The following is a 16,463-nucleotide window of genomic DNA, read 5'->3' on the forward strand; positions in this document are numbered from 1 at the left end:
AAAGTTTGGGGGGAATATCTTTTTTAAGCATACAATTTCATCACTCTGTACAGGAAGAATGTCGTATCCCTTACGCCACGAAAGACACTCCTGAAAGCTTTGAGCTTTGCATTGAAAGACTCCGCCGAGGCATTGGTGCTTCTGTTGTCGAAGTAGTGTAGGATGTATTGATGATGTGCTGCAATGGATCTTGCGACGCTCTTAAATGATGGTATGCCGGCGTTCTCAACCTTATTGTGCCACAGGCCAAGTTTGGTAAATGCTACCTTTTTGTCCTTGCATTTGTTGAATATGTCCTACTAACTTCAGCGAATAAATCTGAAGGAATTATTAGAATTCCAATGACAAATCGATTGAGGATCAGATCAAAGCTTTATGAATTTTCAACTTTAAATTTGCCCAAATTAAATAAGAGCAATAAAAACGAATCTTCAGGATTAAAGTTCGTTTTACAAAATTTTGATCCTAACGCGGTGCATTAGTTGTAAGTAAGTTAATCCAATAAATCATTTAAGGAAATCTATGAAAAACAATACCATTATCCCTACTTATGTAATAAATTTAAAAAGGAGAGTTGATAGAAAAGATAATATTACTAGTGAGAACCTTGTCAGACACACCATGACAGTATCTTTTAACACTAGGAATTAATATTTACAAAACTAGAAGAAGATATTTCAAATCATCTTTGACTCCATCAGTATTTTAGAGTGAATATACAAAGGTACTTACAGATTGTAAAAAAACAAATCACTTTGGAAAGACTACAAGGGATATCAGGTTTCGGGGAAGAATACGTAACTTACAGTTCAAAAAATCACTAGCATATTAATCTAGGTAAAACAATTAGTTATGGAAAAAAAGACTATAAAACTGTTTTTGAGATTTGCAATTTCAATAGGATTTTTATCAGCGGTTGCGGATAGGTTTGGAATGTTAGAGAAAGAAATTTCTGTTTGGGGAAATTGGAATAATTTTTTGGATTATACCCAGTTAATAAATCCTTGGATCCCGAAGGTATTAATCCCAACAATGGGCATTATAGCAACCGCTGCTGAACTCGCTTTCGCGATTTTCCTGATAATCGGATTTAAAACTGAACTATTTGCGAAATTAAGTGGATTGCTTTTGTTAATATTTGCTCTGTCAATGAGTTTTTCAACAGGACTCAAAGGAGCTTTTGATTATTCTGTATTTACTGCTTCTGCCGCAGCTTTCGCTTTAAGCCTGATAAAAGAAAAATATTTGGAACTTGACAAGCTAATTGCTGCTAAACCTAAATTATTTTGACAAGAACTATTAAGCCTCTTCCATTTTAAATATCTGTCTTGTGTTTTTATATACTTATTTTATAATATTTAGATTATAAAAGTATTTTCAAAAAGATCTCAAATCCACGCTCAGGAGATTCTCAGGAAACTTGGAGATAGAGATACTAAAAAAAATACCTGTTAAATTTTCGGTTGTGTATAGCTTTGAACAACTCTACATTTGTTATTCAATTTAAAAGAATTTAAGTCATGGAACTAAGTTTTGAGCAAATGTATAAAGCAATAATTGATAAAGATATTCATTATGAAGGTATTTTTTTCACTGCAGTAAAAACCACGGGAATATTTTGCCGCCCTTCCTGTACAGCTAGAAAACCAAAACCAGAAAATATTGAGTTTTTTAAATCAACCAAAGAGTGCATTTTAAAAGGATATCGAGCATGTAAAATATGTCGTCCTCTTGAAATGCTACACAAAACACCAGAGTTCATCAAACAAATTCTTAACGAACTTTCTAATAATCCAAGTTTAAAATTCAAAGATGATGACTTAAGTCAGCGAGGAATTGAGCCGAATCAGTTAAGGCGTTGGTTTATGAAAAATCACGGAATTACTTTTCAAGCTTATCAACGAATGTTTCGAATAAATTCTGCATTTAAAAAAATAAAAAATGGTGCTTCGGTAACAGAAGTTGCTTTTGATTCAGGTTTTGAATCCCTAAGCGGTTTTGGAGATTCCTTTAAACATATTTTTGGGATATCTCCAAAGAAGAGTAAAAATAAAAAAATAATTGATTTAAAACGCATTGAAACTCCTCTTGGGACAATGTATGCCTGTGGTGTCGAAGAAGGAATTTGCTTGTTGGAGTTTACGGATCGAAAAATGCTTGAAACAGAGTTTAAGTACCTCTCAAAAACCTTAAATGCTACAATAATCCAAGGTGACAATCCTCATTTCAACCTATTGGAAGAGCAGTTAAAAGAGTATTTTAATGGACATCGAAAAAATTTTACTGTCCCTTTGTTCACACCTGGGTCTGATTTCCAAATTTCAGTTTGGAATGTTTTAAAAGAGATTCGTTATGGTGAAACTATATCTTATAAACAACAGGCAATTGCTATAAAAAATCCAGAAGCTGTACGTGCCGTTGCCAATGCAAACGGAATGAATAAAATTGCAATTCTAATACCTTGCCACAGAGTGATCGGTTCTAATGGAAATCTCACAGGTTATGGCGGTGGCATCTGGCGTAAAAAATGGTTATTAGAATTAGAGAAAAGTACAGTTCCATCTGTGTGAACAAAGTCAATAAGCTTTAAGCTTTGACAACGCAAAGAGTACAGATTTTACTTATTTAGTATAAGAATTAAACTGCTTCCTTTGTTTTTAACACATTTCTATATGCATATTTAGGATAAATATGTCTCTTCGCAAAGCGAGCTGGAGAATCGGCATTTACTAACTTAACATACTCGTTTCGAGCTACACCAAAGTATTCATATTGGCTGCCATCAAGAAATGTAATCGTTAGAATTTGACCTTTCCACTCAAAGTCATAGATAACAGAGGTTTCTATTGTATTTTTATAAATGGGATATTGTTTTTCTAAAGTTTCTGAAGATATGCTAACAAGAAAATGATATGCTTCAATCATTCCTTTACTTTTTTCTTCAGCAGCTAAAAGACCTTCATGATCGTTAACAAATTTATCAGGATGACATTCTTTCATTATTGTTCGGTATACTGATTTTAAAGTACCCAAATCTGCTGTTTTATCTACATTTAAGAGCTTTCTGTAGTCTGCTATTTTTTTCATCGCCGCGAAGGTAGGTATTCTAATCGTTTTAATTTCATAATCTTAGAAAATATATGAGTAAAATAGTAAAATAATCTACTATTTAATTAGGGCCATCTTCAAAGAAGCTATTAGTACAAATTTGGTTTCGATAATCCAAAAATCTCAAGCTAACCACTTACTTGCACATTGCCATAAGTCAATGCATTAATCGATTTAGAATTACTTGACCTTTAATCAAATATTTGATTCATCTCAGTTAAGATAATTGGCAATCCATCAGTTACAACAATCGTATGTTCGTGTTGAGCCATAAAGCCACCCTTATTACCCACCATAGTCCAGCCATCATTCAATTCAACTGCAATTGAAGAATTTGTCGAAATAAAGGTTTCAATTGCAACTACAGAATTTTTTTTAAATCTTCTATTATCAAAACGATTTTTATAATTAAATAATTCGTCAGGTTGTTCATGAAGACTACGGCCAATTCCATGACCTGCTAAATTTTTAATAACTTTGTATCCCTTTTTTTTGGCCTCCATTTCCATCAAAAATCCAATTTCAGCTATTTTTACCCCACCTTTTATGTTGTTGATTGCCTTTTTTAAAATTTCCTTGGATGTATTAACCAAGTGTTGGTGTTGATTGTCTTCGTTCCCCAAAACAAATGATGCTCCATTGTCGGCCCAAAACCCTTCAAGCTCAGCCGAAACATCAATATTAACAAGATCTCCCTTTTTTAATATTCTGTTCTTAGACGGCACACCATGGCAAAACTCATTGTCCACACTAATACATGTCCATCCTGGAAACCCATAAGTTAAATAGGGGGCAGATCGCGCTCCATATTCGGATAAAATCTTTGCACCATATTCATCAAGCTCGCTGGTATTCATTCCTGGTTGGGCGTAATTCATCATTTCCCTTAAAGCACATGCGACAGCCTTACCAGCCTTTTGCATTCCTATTAATTCAGTTTCATTTGAAATGGACATTTCTGATCTTTTAATTATATTTAAGTTCTACAGCTGAAAAGTAACCAAATTGATCCTCTTTTCCTTTTACGTGTAGAGATGGCCTTGGACTTCTATCCCATGGTGCTAGATTTTCTATAGTGAAATCGCTATTTGGTAAACTCAGCTCTTTCCAATCATTTATTGCTGTTCTATAAAAAGCCTTACAGCGTAGATCAGCGAGAACTTCTAATTTTAATTCAATTGATGCAATTCCTGAAGGTAGTTCAATTGATTTCAAAACATGAAATTTTTGCTCTTTAGTATGCCATATTTTAACAGAATTTTTCTGTATTCCTATTCCCACTGCTTTTTCCTTGTCTCCATAAATAGAAATCCCAACTAGCGCTGAATTATCATTTTCTTGCAAAATTACATTAGTTTCAATTGAATATGATTTCTTTTTAGGCCTCCATCCCATAACAACCCCTACCTCATTACCCTGTCTTATTTCACCTGTTATCCCAACCCCTTTTTTTGTAAATTTCCAAATCGGATTTGTATTTCTAAAGTCCCACTGCCAAAATAAATCTTTGGTTTTTGTAAAATCAATTTTAAATATGTTTTCTTCGTTGGTAGTATTTGGTATAAAATCAAAAACTGGATTTCCTTTGTCTGACCATATCAATTCAGCCAAAAGCCCCTCTCTACCCGTATAGGTAAAGCCATTTTTGTTGTATCCATGAAATAAATAATGCAGCTTGTCGGTTGCTCCCTTTACAAAGGTACCGTGTCCCATACATTTCCAATTTTTATTCTCACCTAATAAGACCGTCTCTCCTATATTTATAAACGGCCCCTTAATCGACTTTGATCGAGAGGCATACACGCGATAATTACATTCTGGACCGCAGCAAGCGCCAGCTGAATAAAACATATAATAATATCCGTCTTTTTTCACAAAACTCTGCCCTTCTATTCCAATTTTCTGATTATCTCTTAATAAAGTAAACGGCTCGCCCACAAGTTTCATTCCATCCGGAGACATTTTACTTCCTAATAATTCAATAGGCCTGTTATCCAATCCATACGCCTTCCATGTCATATATAACTCTTCATCGTCTTTTACAACGTATGCATCGATTGATTCGGACCCATAAGCAACAACTATTCCTTGATCAACAAAATCACGATCTGGAAATCTGGACGTTGCCACTCCTATACAGGAAACCCCATCTCCTTTTCTCTTTGCTGAATAATAAAGATAATATAATCCTTTATGGAAAAAATATTCAGGCGCCCAAAAGGACGATTCAGCCCAATCTGGAGTTTTAAAAAAAACAAAACCATTTTGTTTCCAATTTTGCAGATCAGAAGATGAATATATTGGAAAATGTGGAGCCCATTCACTTGAAGTCCCTACAGCATAATATTTTCCGTCCGCATAAATTACTGTGGGGTCAGGGAAGTCTCCCGCAATTACAGCCTCAGACTGCGCTATAGCTTTTGTAAAGAAAGCTACTAAAATCAATAACAGAAAAGATCCAGATTTAAAAATTTGTGTGAGTGACATAGTTTAAAGGTTGCTAATCAAAAGCAATATAACAACTTTATACTAAAAAGATAAATCGATTTAGTATTGAATTGCTAATTTATCGATCTGAAATTAGATAAAATAATTACTGTTTCAGTATCGGTTTTAAAATTTCAGTGGAGATTTTCATCACTGGAACCTCCTCTTTTGTGAAATATAGATCAGCAATATACATTGCTCTGGGATGAATCTTTTCTTGGCTATGATGGGCATGAAAAACAATTTTAAGATTTCCTTCCTTATCCTTAAATAATGCACTATGCCCAATACCAACCAAATTGCCAGACATCTGGTAAATTGGGTTTTTATCGTATTTTACCCATGGTCCGCTTGGAGTATCAGAAACCGCAAACCCAATTCCATAATGTTTGCTTTCATAACTATTAGCAGAATAGGTCATATAGTAACGATTCTGATGTTTTAGAACAAAAGCACCCTCATTCACTCTAGGCCATACTTTCTCCCATTCCTGAGAGACATGTATACAGGGCTTCATGGAATTAGTATCAACGGTAATTAAATCATCTTTTAATTTTGAAACCCAGATATTCAGACCGTCATTAAATCTATCAAAATAAAGATACGGGTCTCCATTTGAATCAATAAACAACGAGTTATCAATCGCTTTTTCAAAAGGCAACATAGGTTCCTGCACTTGTTGCACAAATGGACCTAATGGTGAATCAGCAGTCGCAACACAGATGTGTTCATCTGCTGTATAATACATGAAAAATTTATTTTTCTCCTTAATAAAGTAAACTTCTGGTGCCCAAAACCACCGATTTCCCCATGAGTCTGAATTATTGAGTGCTAGCTTTTCGCTCTTAGTCCAAATCTTCAAATCCTGTGAGGTATAGACTTCAATGCCATCTCGTGCATGCGTTCCATAAGCATAATATACGTCATCGTGCAACAGTACAAATGGGTCCCCTAAGGGTACTGCGGCATCTATAGAAACATCACTTTTACATTCCTGTTTATTTTCGCTCTGGAAAAGAAATGTCCATAGGAACATTATAATGAGAATTTTCATGGGTTAAGATTGAGAATAATTTCGGGTTATTGATTTCATTATTAAAACTTAAAACCAATTCTAATTTTAAGTTTGGCACTGTGGAATTGTCTTGAAAAATTAGCTCTCAAAGCCAATAGGTGTTCGATCTTTGAGAGCTTGTTTCTTAATTAAAATGGTATAAGAAAATTACATCGCCAACATACGCAGGTTTTGCACTATCTTTAATTAATAAGGTTGCTTGAATAACAGCTTTTACGGTCCCTCTAAGATTAGCAATAGTTTTCACTTTTGCCTGCAATTGCACCTCACTGTCTACCAAGACTGCTTGCCCAAATTTAAAATTCTCGATTCCATAATTAATCTCCATTTTCACATTTCTAACTTCAGCAATTTGTTTCCATAAATATGGTATTAGCGAAAGGGTAAGATAACCATGCGCAATAGTCGATTTAAATGGACCATCGTTTTCGGCCCTTTCCTTATCAACATGGATCCATTGATGGTCTAATGTCGCATCTGCAAATTTATTAATTTGTTGTTGATCAATCTGATGCCATTTCGATAAACCTAAGACCTGTCCTTCATGAGTCTTATACTCCTCATAATTGTTAATAATTACCATATTGTTATAGTCAATTGAATTTTACTGTTCCAAAAATAATATCCTTTTACCAATTATTCTACCTATAGCTGTGAATAATAAAATAATTAATGCTACCCTATTAACTATTTCTTTCTAGAAGCATTAAATATCTATCCATTTTTAAGTTAACATCATCGGATCCACTATTCAAAAATTAGATTAAATTTTTACTTGAATCCTTTCTGAATCAATGTTTCCATCCTTTACTAGGCTAGTTCGTTACAAACAGACTCTTTTACAAGTCTACTAATAATTTGGTGTTTCGTCAGTTCCATTCTAAATAATCTTTGCTGATTTATTTTTACCGGAGATTCAATATTGTGAACCTGGTTTCCAAAATAAATAAGTTATTCAGCATAGTCATAAATATAATGATATTTATAGATATCTGTAAGACAACTATGGATTTCTAGTTTCAAAAATCATTTTTGAATCACTTAAAACCATTATTTTACCGTAATGGGTTAATGCTTATTTTATCAACGAGTTTTCCATTTTGGTCTACAATTTCAAAGACAGCCCTTTCAGCCGTAATATCCGCTTTAACTAAGTTTACATTAGAGTTAACTAGAATAGGAAAGTCTATTCCATTACCTGGTTTTTGCATAATATGCTTATGAAGATGCCCGGTTAACATGATTTGAGCACCTGCTTTGTTTAATATTGGAACAAATTTTTCTTTAATATCAATCATTCCATGCCACCCTCCTAATGGAGGCATATGACAAATTATAATTTTATATCTAGCATTCTTATAAGAAGGTTGTTCGACAACTTTTGCCAACCATTGGGCCTGTTGAGTACGGTACGCATCCATATCTACGATGCCACTGTATTCAATATCAGAGTCAGGTTTATCCTCTCCACAATCCAACACTATGAAACAAGCATCTCCTTGATTAAAGGTATAATAAAGTTCAGAAGTACTGGTAGGAAAATATTCAGGATAAGAGGTGGCAAATGGCCCTCTTGTTTCATGGTTCCCTCTTGAATAATACATTGGCTTCTCACTAGCAAAAAGTTTAATTGCTGTATCCATAAACCCTTCAAACATTTGATCCTCGCTGTGTAAAGCATCTACCATGTCACCATTAAATACGACAAAATCAGTCTTACTCATATCAGCCTGCCCAATAAGGTTAGTGAGAACGTCATTTTTACCATGTATATCATTTACGACAATAAAAGATAACTGATTAGATGGTTTGGGTGTTGAAAATGACAAGGGTGCCGTTTTATAAACATTCGAGGCCGTAAATTCACCATATTGCACTTTAACACCCTCATGTTTAAGCACTTCCTGATTATAAACCCTGTAACGATATTTTGTTCCAGGTTTTAAATTATTTAAATCCACCTGATGTACACTCCCTATTTTTTTAAAACCATACTTACCGGAAAAAAACTTAGGTCTCTGCTTTTGATAAAAATGGCTCTGATCATCAGGAGCGAGTTCAACCCAGCCGATCGCTGGGTTATTTGTCGTCCAAACGAGAGAGACTGTGCTATCAGTGAGCGCTTGAATGTAGGGTTGGTGTGTTATAGTTAGTTTTTCCTGTCCTGATAAATGGAAGTAGAAAAATATCCCTAACAATGCTGCAATTAAATTTTTAATATTCATTTTAATAATTTGGATTTTGTTGTAATAAACTGTTTTTATTCATTTCATCTCTCATTAACGGGAGAAAATAAGCCTTATCATTCCATTCATATTTTTCAAAATTAACATGTTTTATATTGGGATGGCTAGCAGTTGTATGATCACTATTCATGGGGTATAAGATATCGGCCACTTTAGTTGTGATGTTGTAAACTTGTGCGCCGATAGCCCATCGCCTTACATCGTAAAACCTATGTTCCTCAAAGGCCAGCTCAACTTTCCTTTCGTTTCTATATCTTTCTCTCAGAGATTCACCGGTTTCAGTTATTTCAGGCATTCCAGCACGTTTACGAATTTTATTCAAATATATTTTTGCTTCCTGATCCTGTCCTAGTTCAATACAAGCCTCAGCGTAATTTAATAAAATTTCAGTATACCTAATAAATCTCCAAGTCACCGCTTGTCTTACATATTGAGCATCAACGCTTGGGTCAATATACTTTCGAAGATAATAACCAGTGTAGGAGCCATTCCAATCCTCGATACTACTTTTCCGGGTATCAATCCCATTAACTATTTCAATTTTTGATGTTGTTGGATTCCACTTTTCCCATCTCCCAGTTTGGACCCTATTTAGAGGATCCAGGCCTTTTGCATCATCAGGGCGGGCCCTCCATCCTGCTCCATTATATAATATTGTAGCATAAAATCGGGGATCCCGATCTTTATAAGGATCTGAGGAATGGCTTAAGTTGGACCAATCGAATTTGGTTCCATCTCTCATTTCATAGGAATCAACTAAATTGCCAATTGGAGCATTAGTTCCCCAGCCGTGATAACCATTAGGGGAAGAATATAGTCCAGCTCGTTGTCCCATTGCTGTGGTAAAATATTTTATAAAAATATCCTCTTGGGTTGATTTACTTAGAAATATTTCTGTTAGATTTTGAGCAATAGAGTCCGTTTCCGAAGGTTCAGCCTTATAAAGTTGATATACGCCTAAATCAATGACATCCTTTGCAGCTTGCTTCGCTGCATTCCACCTTGCATTTTGATCACCAGTCGTATATCTTATAAGTTCTTGATGATCATAATTCGGAAAAATTACCTCATTCGTTAAATCACTTGCTGCATACAGCAGTACACGAGATTTAAGAGCCAAAGCAGCTCCTTTTGTAGCACGTCCCAAATTGGCTCCTGAGTGCGATATTGGGAGAAGTCCAGCGGCCTTATCCAAATCCTCGACTATAAAATCCACACATTCTTCATAGGTATTCCTAGCTTTTTCAAATTCGTCATCCAAAGCATAAACTTCCGTAACGATGGGTACACCGCCATAGGTACTGACTAAGAAATGGTACAAATATGCCCTTAGAAAATGGACCTCTCCTGTCATTCTATCTTTCGTACTTTTACCATCAATCACCTCATCAGTAAACGGGACTTGGTCTACTTTTGAAAAGAAAATATTACAGAAACGAATGGTTTTGTACAAATCACTCCAAGTTCTGAATCTTGATACAGACCATCCATGGAGCCCATCCGGGGTCATTAAACTTTTATTAAAATTTAAAGAAGCAGCGTTACCACGATAATGGCTTTCATCAACTAGATTTGATTTAAATCGGCCATCAGTTAATGGTTCATCTAATCTAAAATAAATTTGGTTAATAAATGTTCCTACAAGTGCAGGATCTGACCAAACATTATTTTCTGAGAATTCGGTTGATGGATTCGTGTTCAGGAAATCTTTATTACATGATGTGAAACATATAACAATTAGACTTATATATAAATAAATGAAATTTTTCATGATTAAAAGTTTAGCGTTAAACCAAAATTATACACTTTGTTTAATGGATATGCAGTAGCAGAATTGGTTTCGGGATCGAAATCTTTAACCTTTGTAAATGTTAATAAATTTTGACCTGTAAAATATAACTGTATTCCATTGACTTTTAAGTGTTCACACCATTCTTTAGGAAAGCTATATCCTAGTTCTAAATTTTTCAATCTGAGATAGTCAGAATTCTGTAACCAATAGGTATTTCCATTTGAACGCCAATACTCACTATATCTATTCCATATTCTTGGTTTTTGAGCGTCTGTATTACTTTCAGTCCATCGACCTTCTATATCTTGGACCAAAAAATTCCCTACCTCTCCTTGCATTTCATAATAGTTATTTCTGTTTGCTCCAGTCGCCCACTGAAAAAATATACTAGAATAAAACCCTTTATAATTTAAATCTATATTAAAACCTCCAGTAAGTGTAGGGAGATCAGTTTTATCAATTCGTATACGGTCTAATCCATCAATCTTACCGTCGTTATTCACATCCTCAAATATGATATCGCCAGCTTTAGCTCCCGCCCAATGAGGGTAGGCATCAACAGCGGCTTGATCTTTAAAAACCCCTATTGCATTATAATACAATTCGGCATTCATGGATTTACCAGTAGACATTTGGTATTCAGGAACTCCTGGTGTTTCGTCCCAAAACCTAATTTTATTTTTGTTAGTAGCTACGTTAGCGGAGAGTCCATATTGAAAGTCATTTATAAAATCGTTATACCCTAATTGGATCTCTATTCCTTTATTTACCACCTCACCAATATTCTCGCGAGGCAGAGTCAATCCTGTAGAGGTTGGTACTGAAGCGTTTCTATTCCATAAAATATTTGATCTGATATTATAGAAATACTCTGCTGACAAGGATACTTTATTATCTAAAAACTTAGCGTCTAAACCAATATTAGATTGGTTGGCAATTTCCCATGTCACATTTGGATTCGGAATCCTTAATTCGTTCAGAACCTTTTGTTCCTCTTGTTGATTAAATACATAAATGTTTGATGCACCTGTTAAGAATCCGTAGCTAGATAAAAATTGATAATCACTAATTCTATCATTACCTGTTTGACCCCAAGAACCCCTAATTTTGAAATCACTTACAATCGGTTTAATGTTTTCCCAGAATTTTTCATTGGAAACACGCCATCCTAATGATACTCCAGGGAAAAATCCAAAACGTTTTTCTGCAGGAAATTTATAAGATCCATCATAACGCCATAAAAATTCAAATAAATATTTATTAGCAAAATCATAATTAATTCTCCCAAAATAGTTTAAACGAGCCTGAACTGAAGAATTCCCTGTATTATTTTTCTCTGCATCTCCTCCGGCAAACAATTCCTCCAAAGCTGTGGAGACAAAGAACTTACGGAACGCCTCAAAGGACATCATACTTCCGGAAATTCTTTCGATACCCACCAAGGCATTGAAATGATGTGATGTTCCAAAATTATTCTCATAACGTAACAACGAATTTAAGGTTAACAAATCATCATTTCTGAAGTCCTGCGTTAACTCTGGACCAGTAAACCCTTTCTCACCTCTAACCAAAACAGGAGTGCCATTCTGATCAACTGTACTACCGTCCCAATTGTACAAATACCATGGGGTTTTCCATAATTTGTTATTTTGTACCGTTCTATCAAAAGCCACATTACCGGATAAGTTTAATCCACTTACCCAAGGTATTGTTATATCGATATTAGCTTTAGATTCCAGCATCATGGATTTATTCCGATCATATCCAGTTTGGTTGGTGGTAACCACTACTGGATTATTTCCATATTCTATATCAGGTCCGTTTTCCCCGGTTGGCCAATATGCTTGCATATTTGGTTTACCCCGACGCAACATCACAAAAATGTCTGAAGCAGATCGAGTAGGATAATTTCTATTAATTTCTCTCAAGGCTACATTGACACCATATTTAACATATTCATTCAATTTCCCATTTAAATTTGAACGGAAGTTATATTGATTGAATTTGGTAGCTGTATTTTTGTAAATCGCATTTTGTTTGTCATAACCAGCTGAAATAAAATAATTGATATATTCAGACCCTCCGTTTATGCTGAAATTAGTTTGAATCTGCGGAGCAACATTATTAAATGTTTCTTCATACCAATCGGTATTTGGGTGTCCCCAGGGGTCGTTTCCATTTCTAAATAGATCAATATCATCCTGGCTGTATTTTGGGGACTGACCTGCTGAAACACTAATCTCGTTCAACATCTCGACATAGCTTGCCGCATCTAGTACTTCAGGAATTACAGTAGGTTTGGTAAAACCTTGATTATAGGATAACTTGACCTCAGGTTTTCCTTGTTTCCCTTTTTTTGTCGTAATCAAAATAACACCATTTGCTGCTTGAGATCCGTAGATTGCTGCCGATGCATCCTTTAAAACCGTTACACTTTCAATATCCTGTGAATTGATTCGTTCCAAGGATCGGTTAGCAATTCCATCCACAACAATCAATGGAGAATTATCTCCAAGGGTGTTGGCGCCTCTAATCCTTAAAGTCGCATTATCGCTACCAGGCTCACCTGATCGTGAAACAGCAACTAGCCCTGGTAACCTACCAGCTAGCGAATTAGACAGGTTTGTCACCGGTGCTTTTGCCAAAACTTCGCCTTTCACTCCCACGATTGATCCTGTTATTGTGGATGCCTTTTGCGTGCCGTAACCAACGACCACAACTTCATCAATTGTTTCATCTGAACTCTCCAACGAAACATTTATAAATTCCTCTGTCACTTGAATTTGTTTCTCTGTATACCCTATAATTTTTATAGTTAGGTTATCCCCGGCTTTTGCAATAATTTCAAAATTTCCCGAGCCATCACTTTGAACAGATTGTCCAGTTTGAATGTTGGTGACAGTTACACCGGCAAGCCCCTCACCTTGGGCATTTGTTACCTTGCCTTTTACTTCCCTTTGCGATAAAACGTCCCTAGGAATAAGAAAATCATTGTTTGGTAGAGGAGGAAAATTACCGGCAAACGCACTAATAGACAAGCCTACAGTGCAAAACATTAAGAGCCTTTTCTTCATGGTATATGAGTTTAGATTAATTCGTGAAAATAAACCTTTACTATTTCCTGTTTATTAAGAAATAGTAAAGATTCTAGGTTTAATTGATGAATAAATTTAAATTATTTATCTCTAAAAATCTAATTATTGTTTTCACTTTTTAACCTAATCTCATAGAGCAATTACTTCTAATTAAACGGAGAAGGACTAATCGAGGTCCATCCACCGTCAACCACAATGGTTTGACCGGTGATGTGTCGAGCTTCCTCACTAGCCAAAAAAAGTGCTGCATTTGCTATATCGACTGGCATTGCCGCAGAACCAATCGGAGTTACATCAGCCCACGCCTTTGTGTAATTGGCATCCTCTAATGTACGGTCAGTAAGAGTTGCTCCAGGAGCAACAGCATTCACATTAATTTTATAAGGTGATAATTCCAGTACTAAATGTTTTGCTAACATCTCAATCGCAGCTTTGGTCATTCCATAAGCCGCTAAATCTTTGTGTGCTCTATGTCCAACTACAGAGGATGTAAAAACAATAGTCCCACCTTTTTTGGTTGATTTAAAGTAATTTCCAGCTGCTTGAGCTAAGAAGAATGCGCCACCCAGATTCACTTGGATCACCCGGTTAAAATCCTTGACAGAATAACTCAAGAAGTCTCCAAAAAGCGTGATACCGGCATTCGCCATAACAATATCAAGTGATTTTGTTTCAGTGATGGCAAACTGAACGAGTTCCTTATTAAATAATGGGTCAGCAACGTCCCCTGAAAATGCTTTGCAATTGCCAAACTCTTTAATCCGTTGAACTGCAGATTCATTTAAATTCGGGTCAATATCATTCAATATTACATTTGCCCCCTCACATGTCAAAATACGAGCTATTTCAAAACCAATACCTAATCCTGCTCCAGTAACGATTGCGGTTTTTCCTAAAAATCTTTTGTTTTGCATATTTAATGTGGTCTATGTTAATTAATGGGAATCCCTGGTGATTATACTACCAGATCCACCTCTTAAAAAATCCAAATCTGCACCCAAATGTGCTTGTTCAACATGATCAACATATAGCTTATAATACCCTCGATCAAATTCATTTGTTGGCGTTTCAGACTCCTGCTTTCTCCTTTGAAGCTCAGTTTCATCAACTAACAATTCTAAAATTCGTGATGGAACATCCAATTTTATTAAATCACCTTCTCTAACCAATTGTAAGTTTCCACCTATGGCAGCCTCTGGAGATACATGTAAGACAACAGTCCCATATCCTGTTCCACTCATCCGGCCATCAGAAATCCGAACCATGTCTTCAATTCCCTGTTCAAGAAGTTTCTTAGGAATACTCATATTTCCGACCTCAGGCATACCTGGGTATCCCTTGGGACCAACATTTTTTAAGACTAAAACACTGTTTTCATCTACCTCTAGATCAGGATGATCAATTCTAGCTTTATAATCTTCAATATTTTCAAAGACAACAGCCCGTCCAGTATGTTGCATCAATTTTGAGGAAGCGGCCGACGGTTTTAACACCGCCCCATTTTCACTTAGATTACCTTTTAAAACAACAATTCCCGAAATGGCGTTAAATGGTTTTTCGATAGTTGAAATGACATCCTCATTTAAACTCTGGTTGTCACGAATATTTTCTATCAATGTTTTTCCATTTACGGTCATAACTCCTAGATTGAGTGAGTTTTGAATACTATGCATTACAGCTTGTAAACCTCCGGAATAATAAAAATCCTCCATAAAATGTTCTCCTGATGGTTGTAGATTTGCAACCAGAGGAATGTTTTTAGAGAGTTCATCGAAATCGTCTAAATCCAGTTTTATACCCAGTCTTCCGGCAATGGCCAACAGATGGATTGTAAAATTAGTCGACCCTCCTATAGCAGCATTTACTCTTATCGCATTATCAATTGCTTCACGAGTAAGGATATCTGAAATTTTCATATCCTCTTGTACCATCTGAACAATTCTTCTTCCTGAGAGTTGGGCTAACACTTTACGATTTGAATCTGCTGCAAGAATTGTAGCATTGCCCGGTAGACTTATCCCTAACGCCTCAACCATACAGGCCATTGAAGAAGCTGTTCCCATAACTGCGCAATGACCAATACTTCTACACATCCCGGCCTCAGCAACTCCTAATTCTTCTTCGCTTAGTGTTCCTTTTTTTACTTCGGCCGTTAGACGCCACAAATCAGATGTTCCGATATTTTTTCCTTTATATTTTCCAGTCAACATCGGACCTCCAGAAACGACTAAGGTTGGCAAATCTACACTACATGCTCCCATGACTAAGGAAGGCGTTGTTTTATCACAACCACACAAAAGAATTACACCATCTAACGGATTTGCCCGAATTGACTCTTCCACATCCATACTAGCCAGGTTCCTGAATAGCATCGTAGTGGGTTTCATTAGCGTCTCCCCTAGGGACATCACTGGAAACTCTAGTGGAAAGCCGCCGGCTTCAAGAACTCCTTTTTTGACGGATTCGGCCAGATCTCTTAAATGAGCATTACATGGAGTCAATTCTGACCAGGTATTACAGATACCAATAACCGGTTTACCTTCAAACATATCTGCTGGTATACCTTGATTTTTCATCCAAGCTCTATAGATAAATCCGTCTTTGCCTTTTCTAGCAAACCAATCCTGACTACGTAGTTTCATAATTATATTTAGTTTTTT

At 35.7% G+C, this 16,463-nt stretch carries 13 protein-coding genes; 2 read left to right on the forward strand and 11 right to left on the reverse strand.

Going from position 1 to position 16,463, the window contains the following annotated elements:
• Positions 1 to 23: 23 nt before the first annotated feature.
• Complete coding sequence (locus AC6CHH_RS15055) at positions 24 to 293, reverse strand: transposase (RefSeq protein WP_498284421.1); 270 nt, start codon at positions 291 to 293, stop codon at positions 24 to 26.
• 559 nt (positions 294 to 852) lie between these two features.
• On the opposite strand from AC6CHH_RS15055, the gene AC6CHH_RS15060 reads away from it, so the two are divergent.
• Together AC6CHH_RS15060 and AC6CHH_RS15065 are read left to right on the forward strand one after the other, a co-directional pair.
• Positions 853 to 1,290 carry a DoxX family membrane protein gene (locus AC6CHH_RS15060; RefSeq protein WP_498284339.1) on the forward strand — a complete coding sequence of 146 codons (438 nt, stop codon included), beginning with the start codon at positions 853 to 855 and terminating at the stop codon, positions 1,288 to 1,290.
• 230 nt (positions 1,291 to 1,520) lie between these two features.
• On the forward strand, positions 1,521 to 2,570 hold the full coding sequence (locus AC6CHH_RS15065; RefSeq protein WP_498284341.1) for a bifunctional transcriptional activator/DNA repair enzyme AdaA: 1,050 nt from the start codon (positions 1,521 to 1,523) through the stop codon (positions 2,568 to 2,570).
• Positions 2,571 to 2,637: 67 nt separating this feature from the next.
• Here AC6CHH_RS15065 and AC6CHH_RS15070 read toward each other — a convergent pair whose 3' ends face one another.
• The 10 genes from AC6CHH_RS15070 to AC6CHH_RS15115 form a co-directional block, all read right to left on the reverse strand.
• Complete coding sequence (locus tag AC6CHH_RS15070; RefSeq protein ID WP_498284343.1) at positions 2,638 to 3,087, reverse strand: KTSC domain-containing protein; 450 nt, start codon at positions 3,085 to 3,087, stop codon at positions 2,638 to 2,640.
• Positions 3,088 to 3,299: 212 nt separating this feature from the next.
• The gene (gene map, locus AC6CHH_RS15075) at positions 3,300 to 4,064 is read right to left on the reverse strand and encodes a type I methionyl aminopeptidase (protein ID WP_498284345.1); all 765 of its coding nucleotides are present in this window, start codon (positions 4,062 to 4,064) and stop codon (positions 3,300 to 3,302) included.
• Between the two features lie 10 nt (positions 4,065 to 4,074).
• Complete coding sequence (locus tag AC6CHH_RS15080; RefSeq protein WP_498284347.1) at positions 4,075 to 5,595, reverse strand: glycoside hydrolase family 43 protein; 1,521 nt, start codon at positions 5,593 to 5,595, stop codon at positions 4,075 to 4,077.
• Between the two features lie 106 nt (positions 5,596 to 5,701).
• Complete coding sequence (locus AC6CHH_RS15085) at positions 5,702 to 6,649, reverse strand: glycoside hydrolase family 43 protein (RefSeq protein ID WP_498284349.1); 948 nt, start codon at positions 6,647 to 6,649, stop codon at positions 5,702 to 5,704.
• A 145-nt stretch (positions 6,650 to 6,794) separates the two neighbouring features.
• Positions 6,795 to 7,253 (reverse strand): MaoC family dehydratase, encoded by a 459-nt coding sequence (locus AC6CHH_RS15090; RefSeq protein ID WP_498284351.1) that lies wholly within the window; start codon positions 7,251 to 7,253, stop codon positions 6,795 to 6,797.
• A 472-nt stretch (positions 7,254 to 7,725) separates the two neighbouring features.
• On the reverse strand, positions 7,726 to 8,895 hold the full coding sequence (locus AC6CHH_RS15095) for a purple acid phosphatase family protein (RefSeq protein ID WP_498284353.1): 1,170 nt from the start codon (positions 8,893 to 8,895) through the stop codon (positions 7,726 to 7,728).
• 1 nt (position 8,896) lies between these two features.
• Positions 8,897 to 10,687: a RagB/SusD family nutrient uptake outer membrane protein gene (locus AC6CHH_RS15100; RefSeq protein ID WP_498284355.1), complete on the reverse strand. Its 1,791-nt coding sequence runs from the start codon at positions 10,685 to 10,687 to the stop codon at positions 8,897 to 8,899.
• A 2-nt stretch (positions 10,688 to 10,689) separates the two neighbouring features.
• A complete protein-coding gene (locus AC6CHH_RS15105) occupies positions 10,690 to 13,782 on the reverse strand; it encodes a SusC/RagA family TonB-linked outer membrane protein (RefSeq protein WP_498284357.1) in 3,093 nt (1,030 codons plus the stop codon).
• Between the two features lie 167 nt (positions 13,783 to 13,949).
• Complete coding sequence (locus tag AC6CHH_RS15110) at positions 13,950 to 14,717, reverse strand: SDR family NAD(P)-dependent oxidoreductase (RefSeq protein WP_498284359.1); 768 nt, start codon at positions 14,715 to 14,717, stop codon at positions 13,950 to 13,952.
• Between the two features lie 21 nt (positions 14,718 to 14,738).
• Positions 14,739 to 16,445, reverse strand: a complete 1,707-nt coding sequence (locus AC6CHH_RS15115) for an IlvD/Edd family dehydratase (RefSeq protein WP_498284361.1) — start codon at positions 16,443 to 16,445, stop codon at positions 14,739 to 14,741.
• Between the last annotated feature and the right edge of the window lie 18 nt (positions 16,446 to 16,463).

Source organism: Sphingobacterium sp. GQ94, from assembly GCF_059758715.1.

Excerpts from the sequence above, each read along its gene's own strand:
- AC6CHH_RS15060 (WP_498284339.1), top strand. The coding sequence starts at position 853 with ATGGAAAAAAAGACTATAAAACTGTTTTTGAGATTTGCAATTTCAATA.
- AC6CHH_RS15065 (WP_498284341.1), top strand. The coding sequence starts at position 1,521 with ATGGAACTAAGTTTTGAGCAAATGTATAAAGCAATAATTGATAAAGAT.
- AC6CHH_RS15070 (WP_498284343.1), bottom strand. The coding sequence starts at position 3,087 with ATGAAAAAAATAGCAGACTACAGAAAGCTCTTAAATGTAGATAAAACA.
- map (WP_498284345.1), bottom strand. The coding sequence starts at position 4,064 with ATGTCCATTTCAAATGAAACTGAATTAATAGGAATGCAAAAGGCTGGT.
- AC6CHH_RS15080 (WP_498284347.1), bottom strand. The coding sequence starts at position 5,595 with ATGTCACTCACACAAATTTTTAAATCTGGATCTTTTCTGTTATTGATT.
- AC6CHH_RS15085 (WP_498284349.1), bottom strand. The coding sequence starts at position 6,649 with ATGAAAATTCTCATTATAATGTTCCTATGGACATTTCTTTTCCAGAGC.
- AC6CHH_RS15090 (WP_498284351.1), bottom strand. The coding sequence starts at position 7,253 with ATGGTAATTATTAACAATTATGAGGAGTATAAGACTCATGAAGGACAG.
- AC6CHH_RS15095 (WP_498284353.1), bottom strand. The coding sequence starts at position 8,895 with ATGAATATTAAAAATTTAATTGCAGCATTGTTAGGGATATTTTTCTAC.
- AC6CHH_RS15100 (WP_498284355.1), bottom strand. The coding sequence starts at position 10,687 with ATGAAAAATTTCATTTATTTATATATAAGTCTAATTGTTATATGTTTC.
- AC6CHH_RS15105 (WP_498284357.1), bottom strand. The coding sequence starts at position 13,782 with ATGAAGAAAAGGCTCTTAATGTTTTGCACTGTAGGCTTGTCTATTAGT.
- AC6CHH_RS15110 (WP_498284359.1), bottom strand. The coding sequence starts at position 14,717 with ATGCAAAACAAAAGATTTTTAGGAAAAACCGCAATCGTTACTGGAGCA.
- AC6CHH_RS15115 (WP_498284361.1), bottom strand. The coding sequence starts at position 16,445 with ATGAAACTACGTAGTCAGGATTGGTTTGCTAGAAAAGGCAAAGACGGA.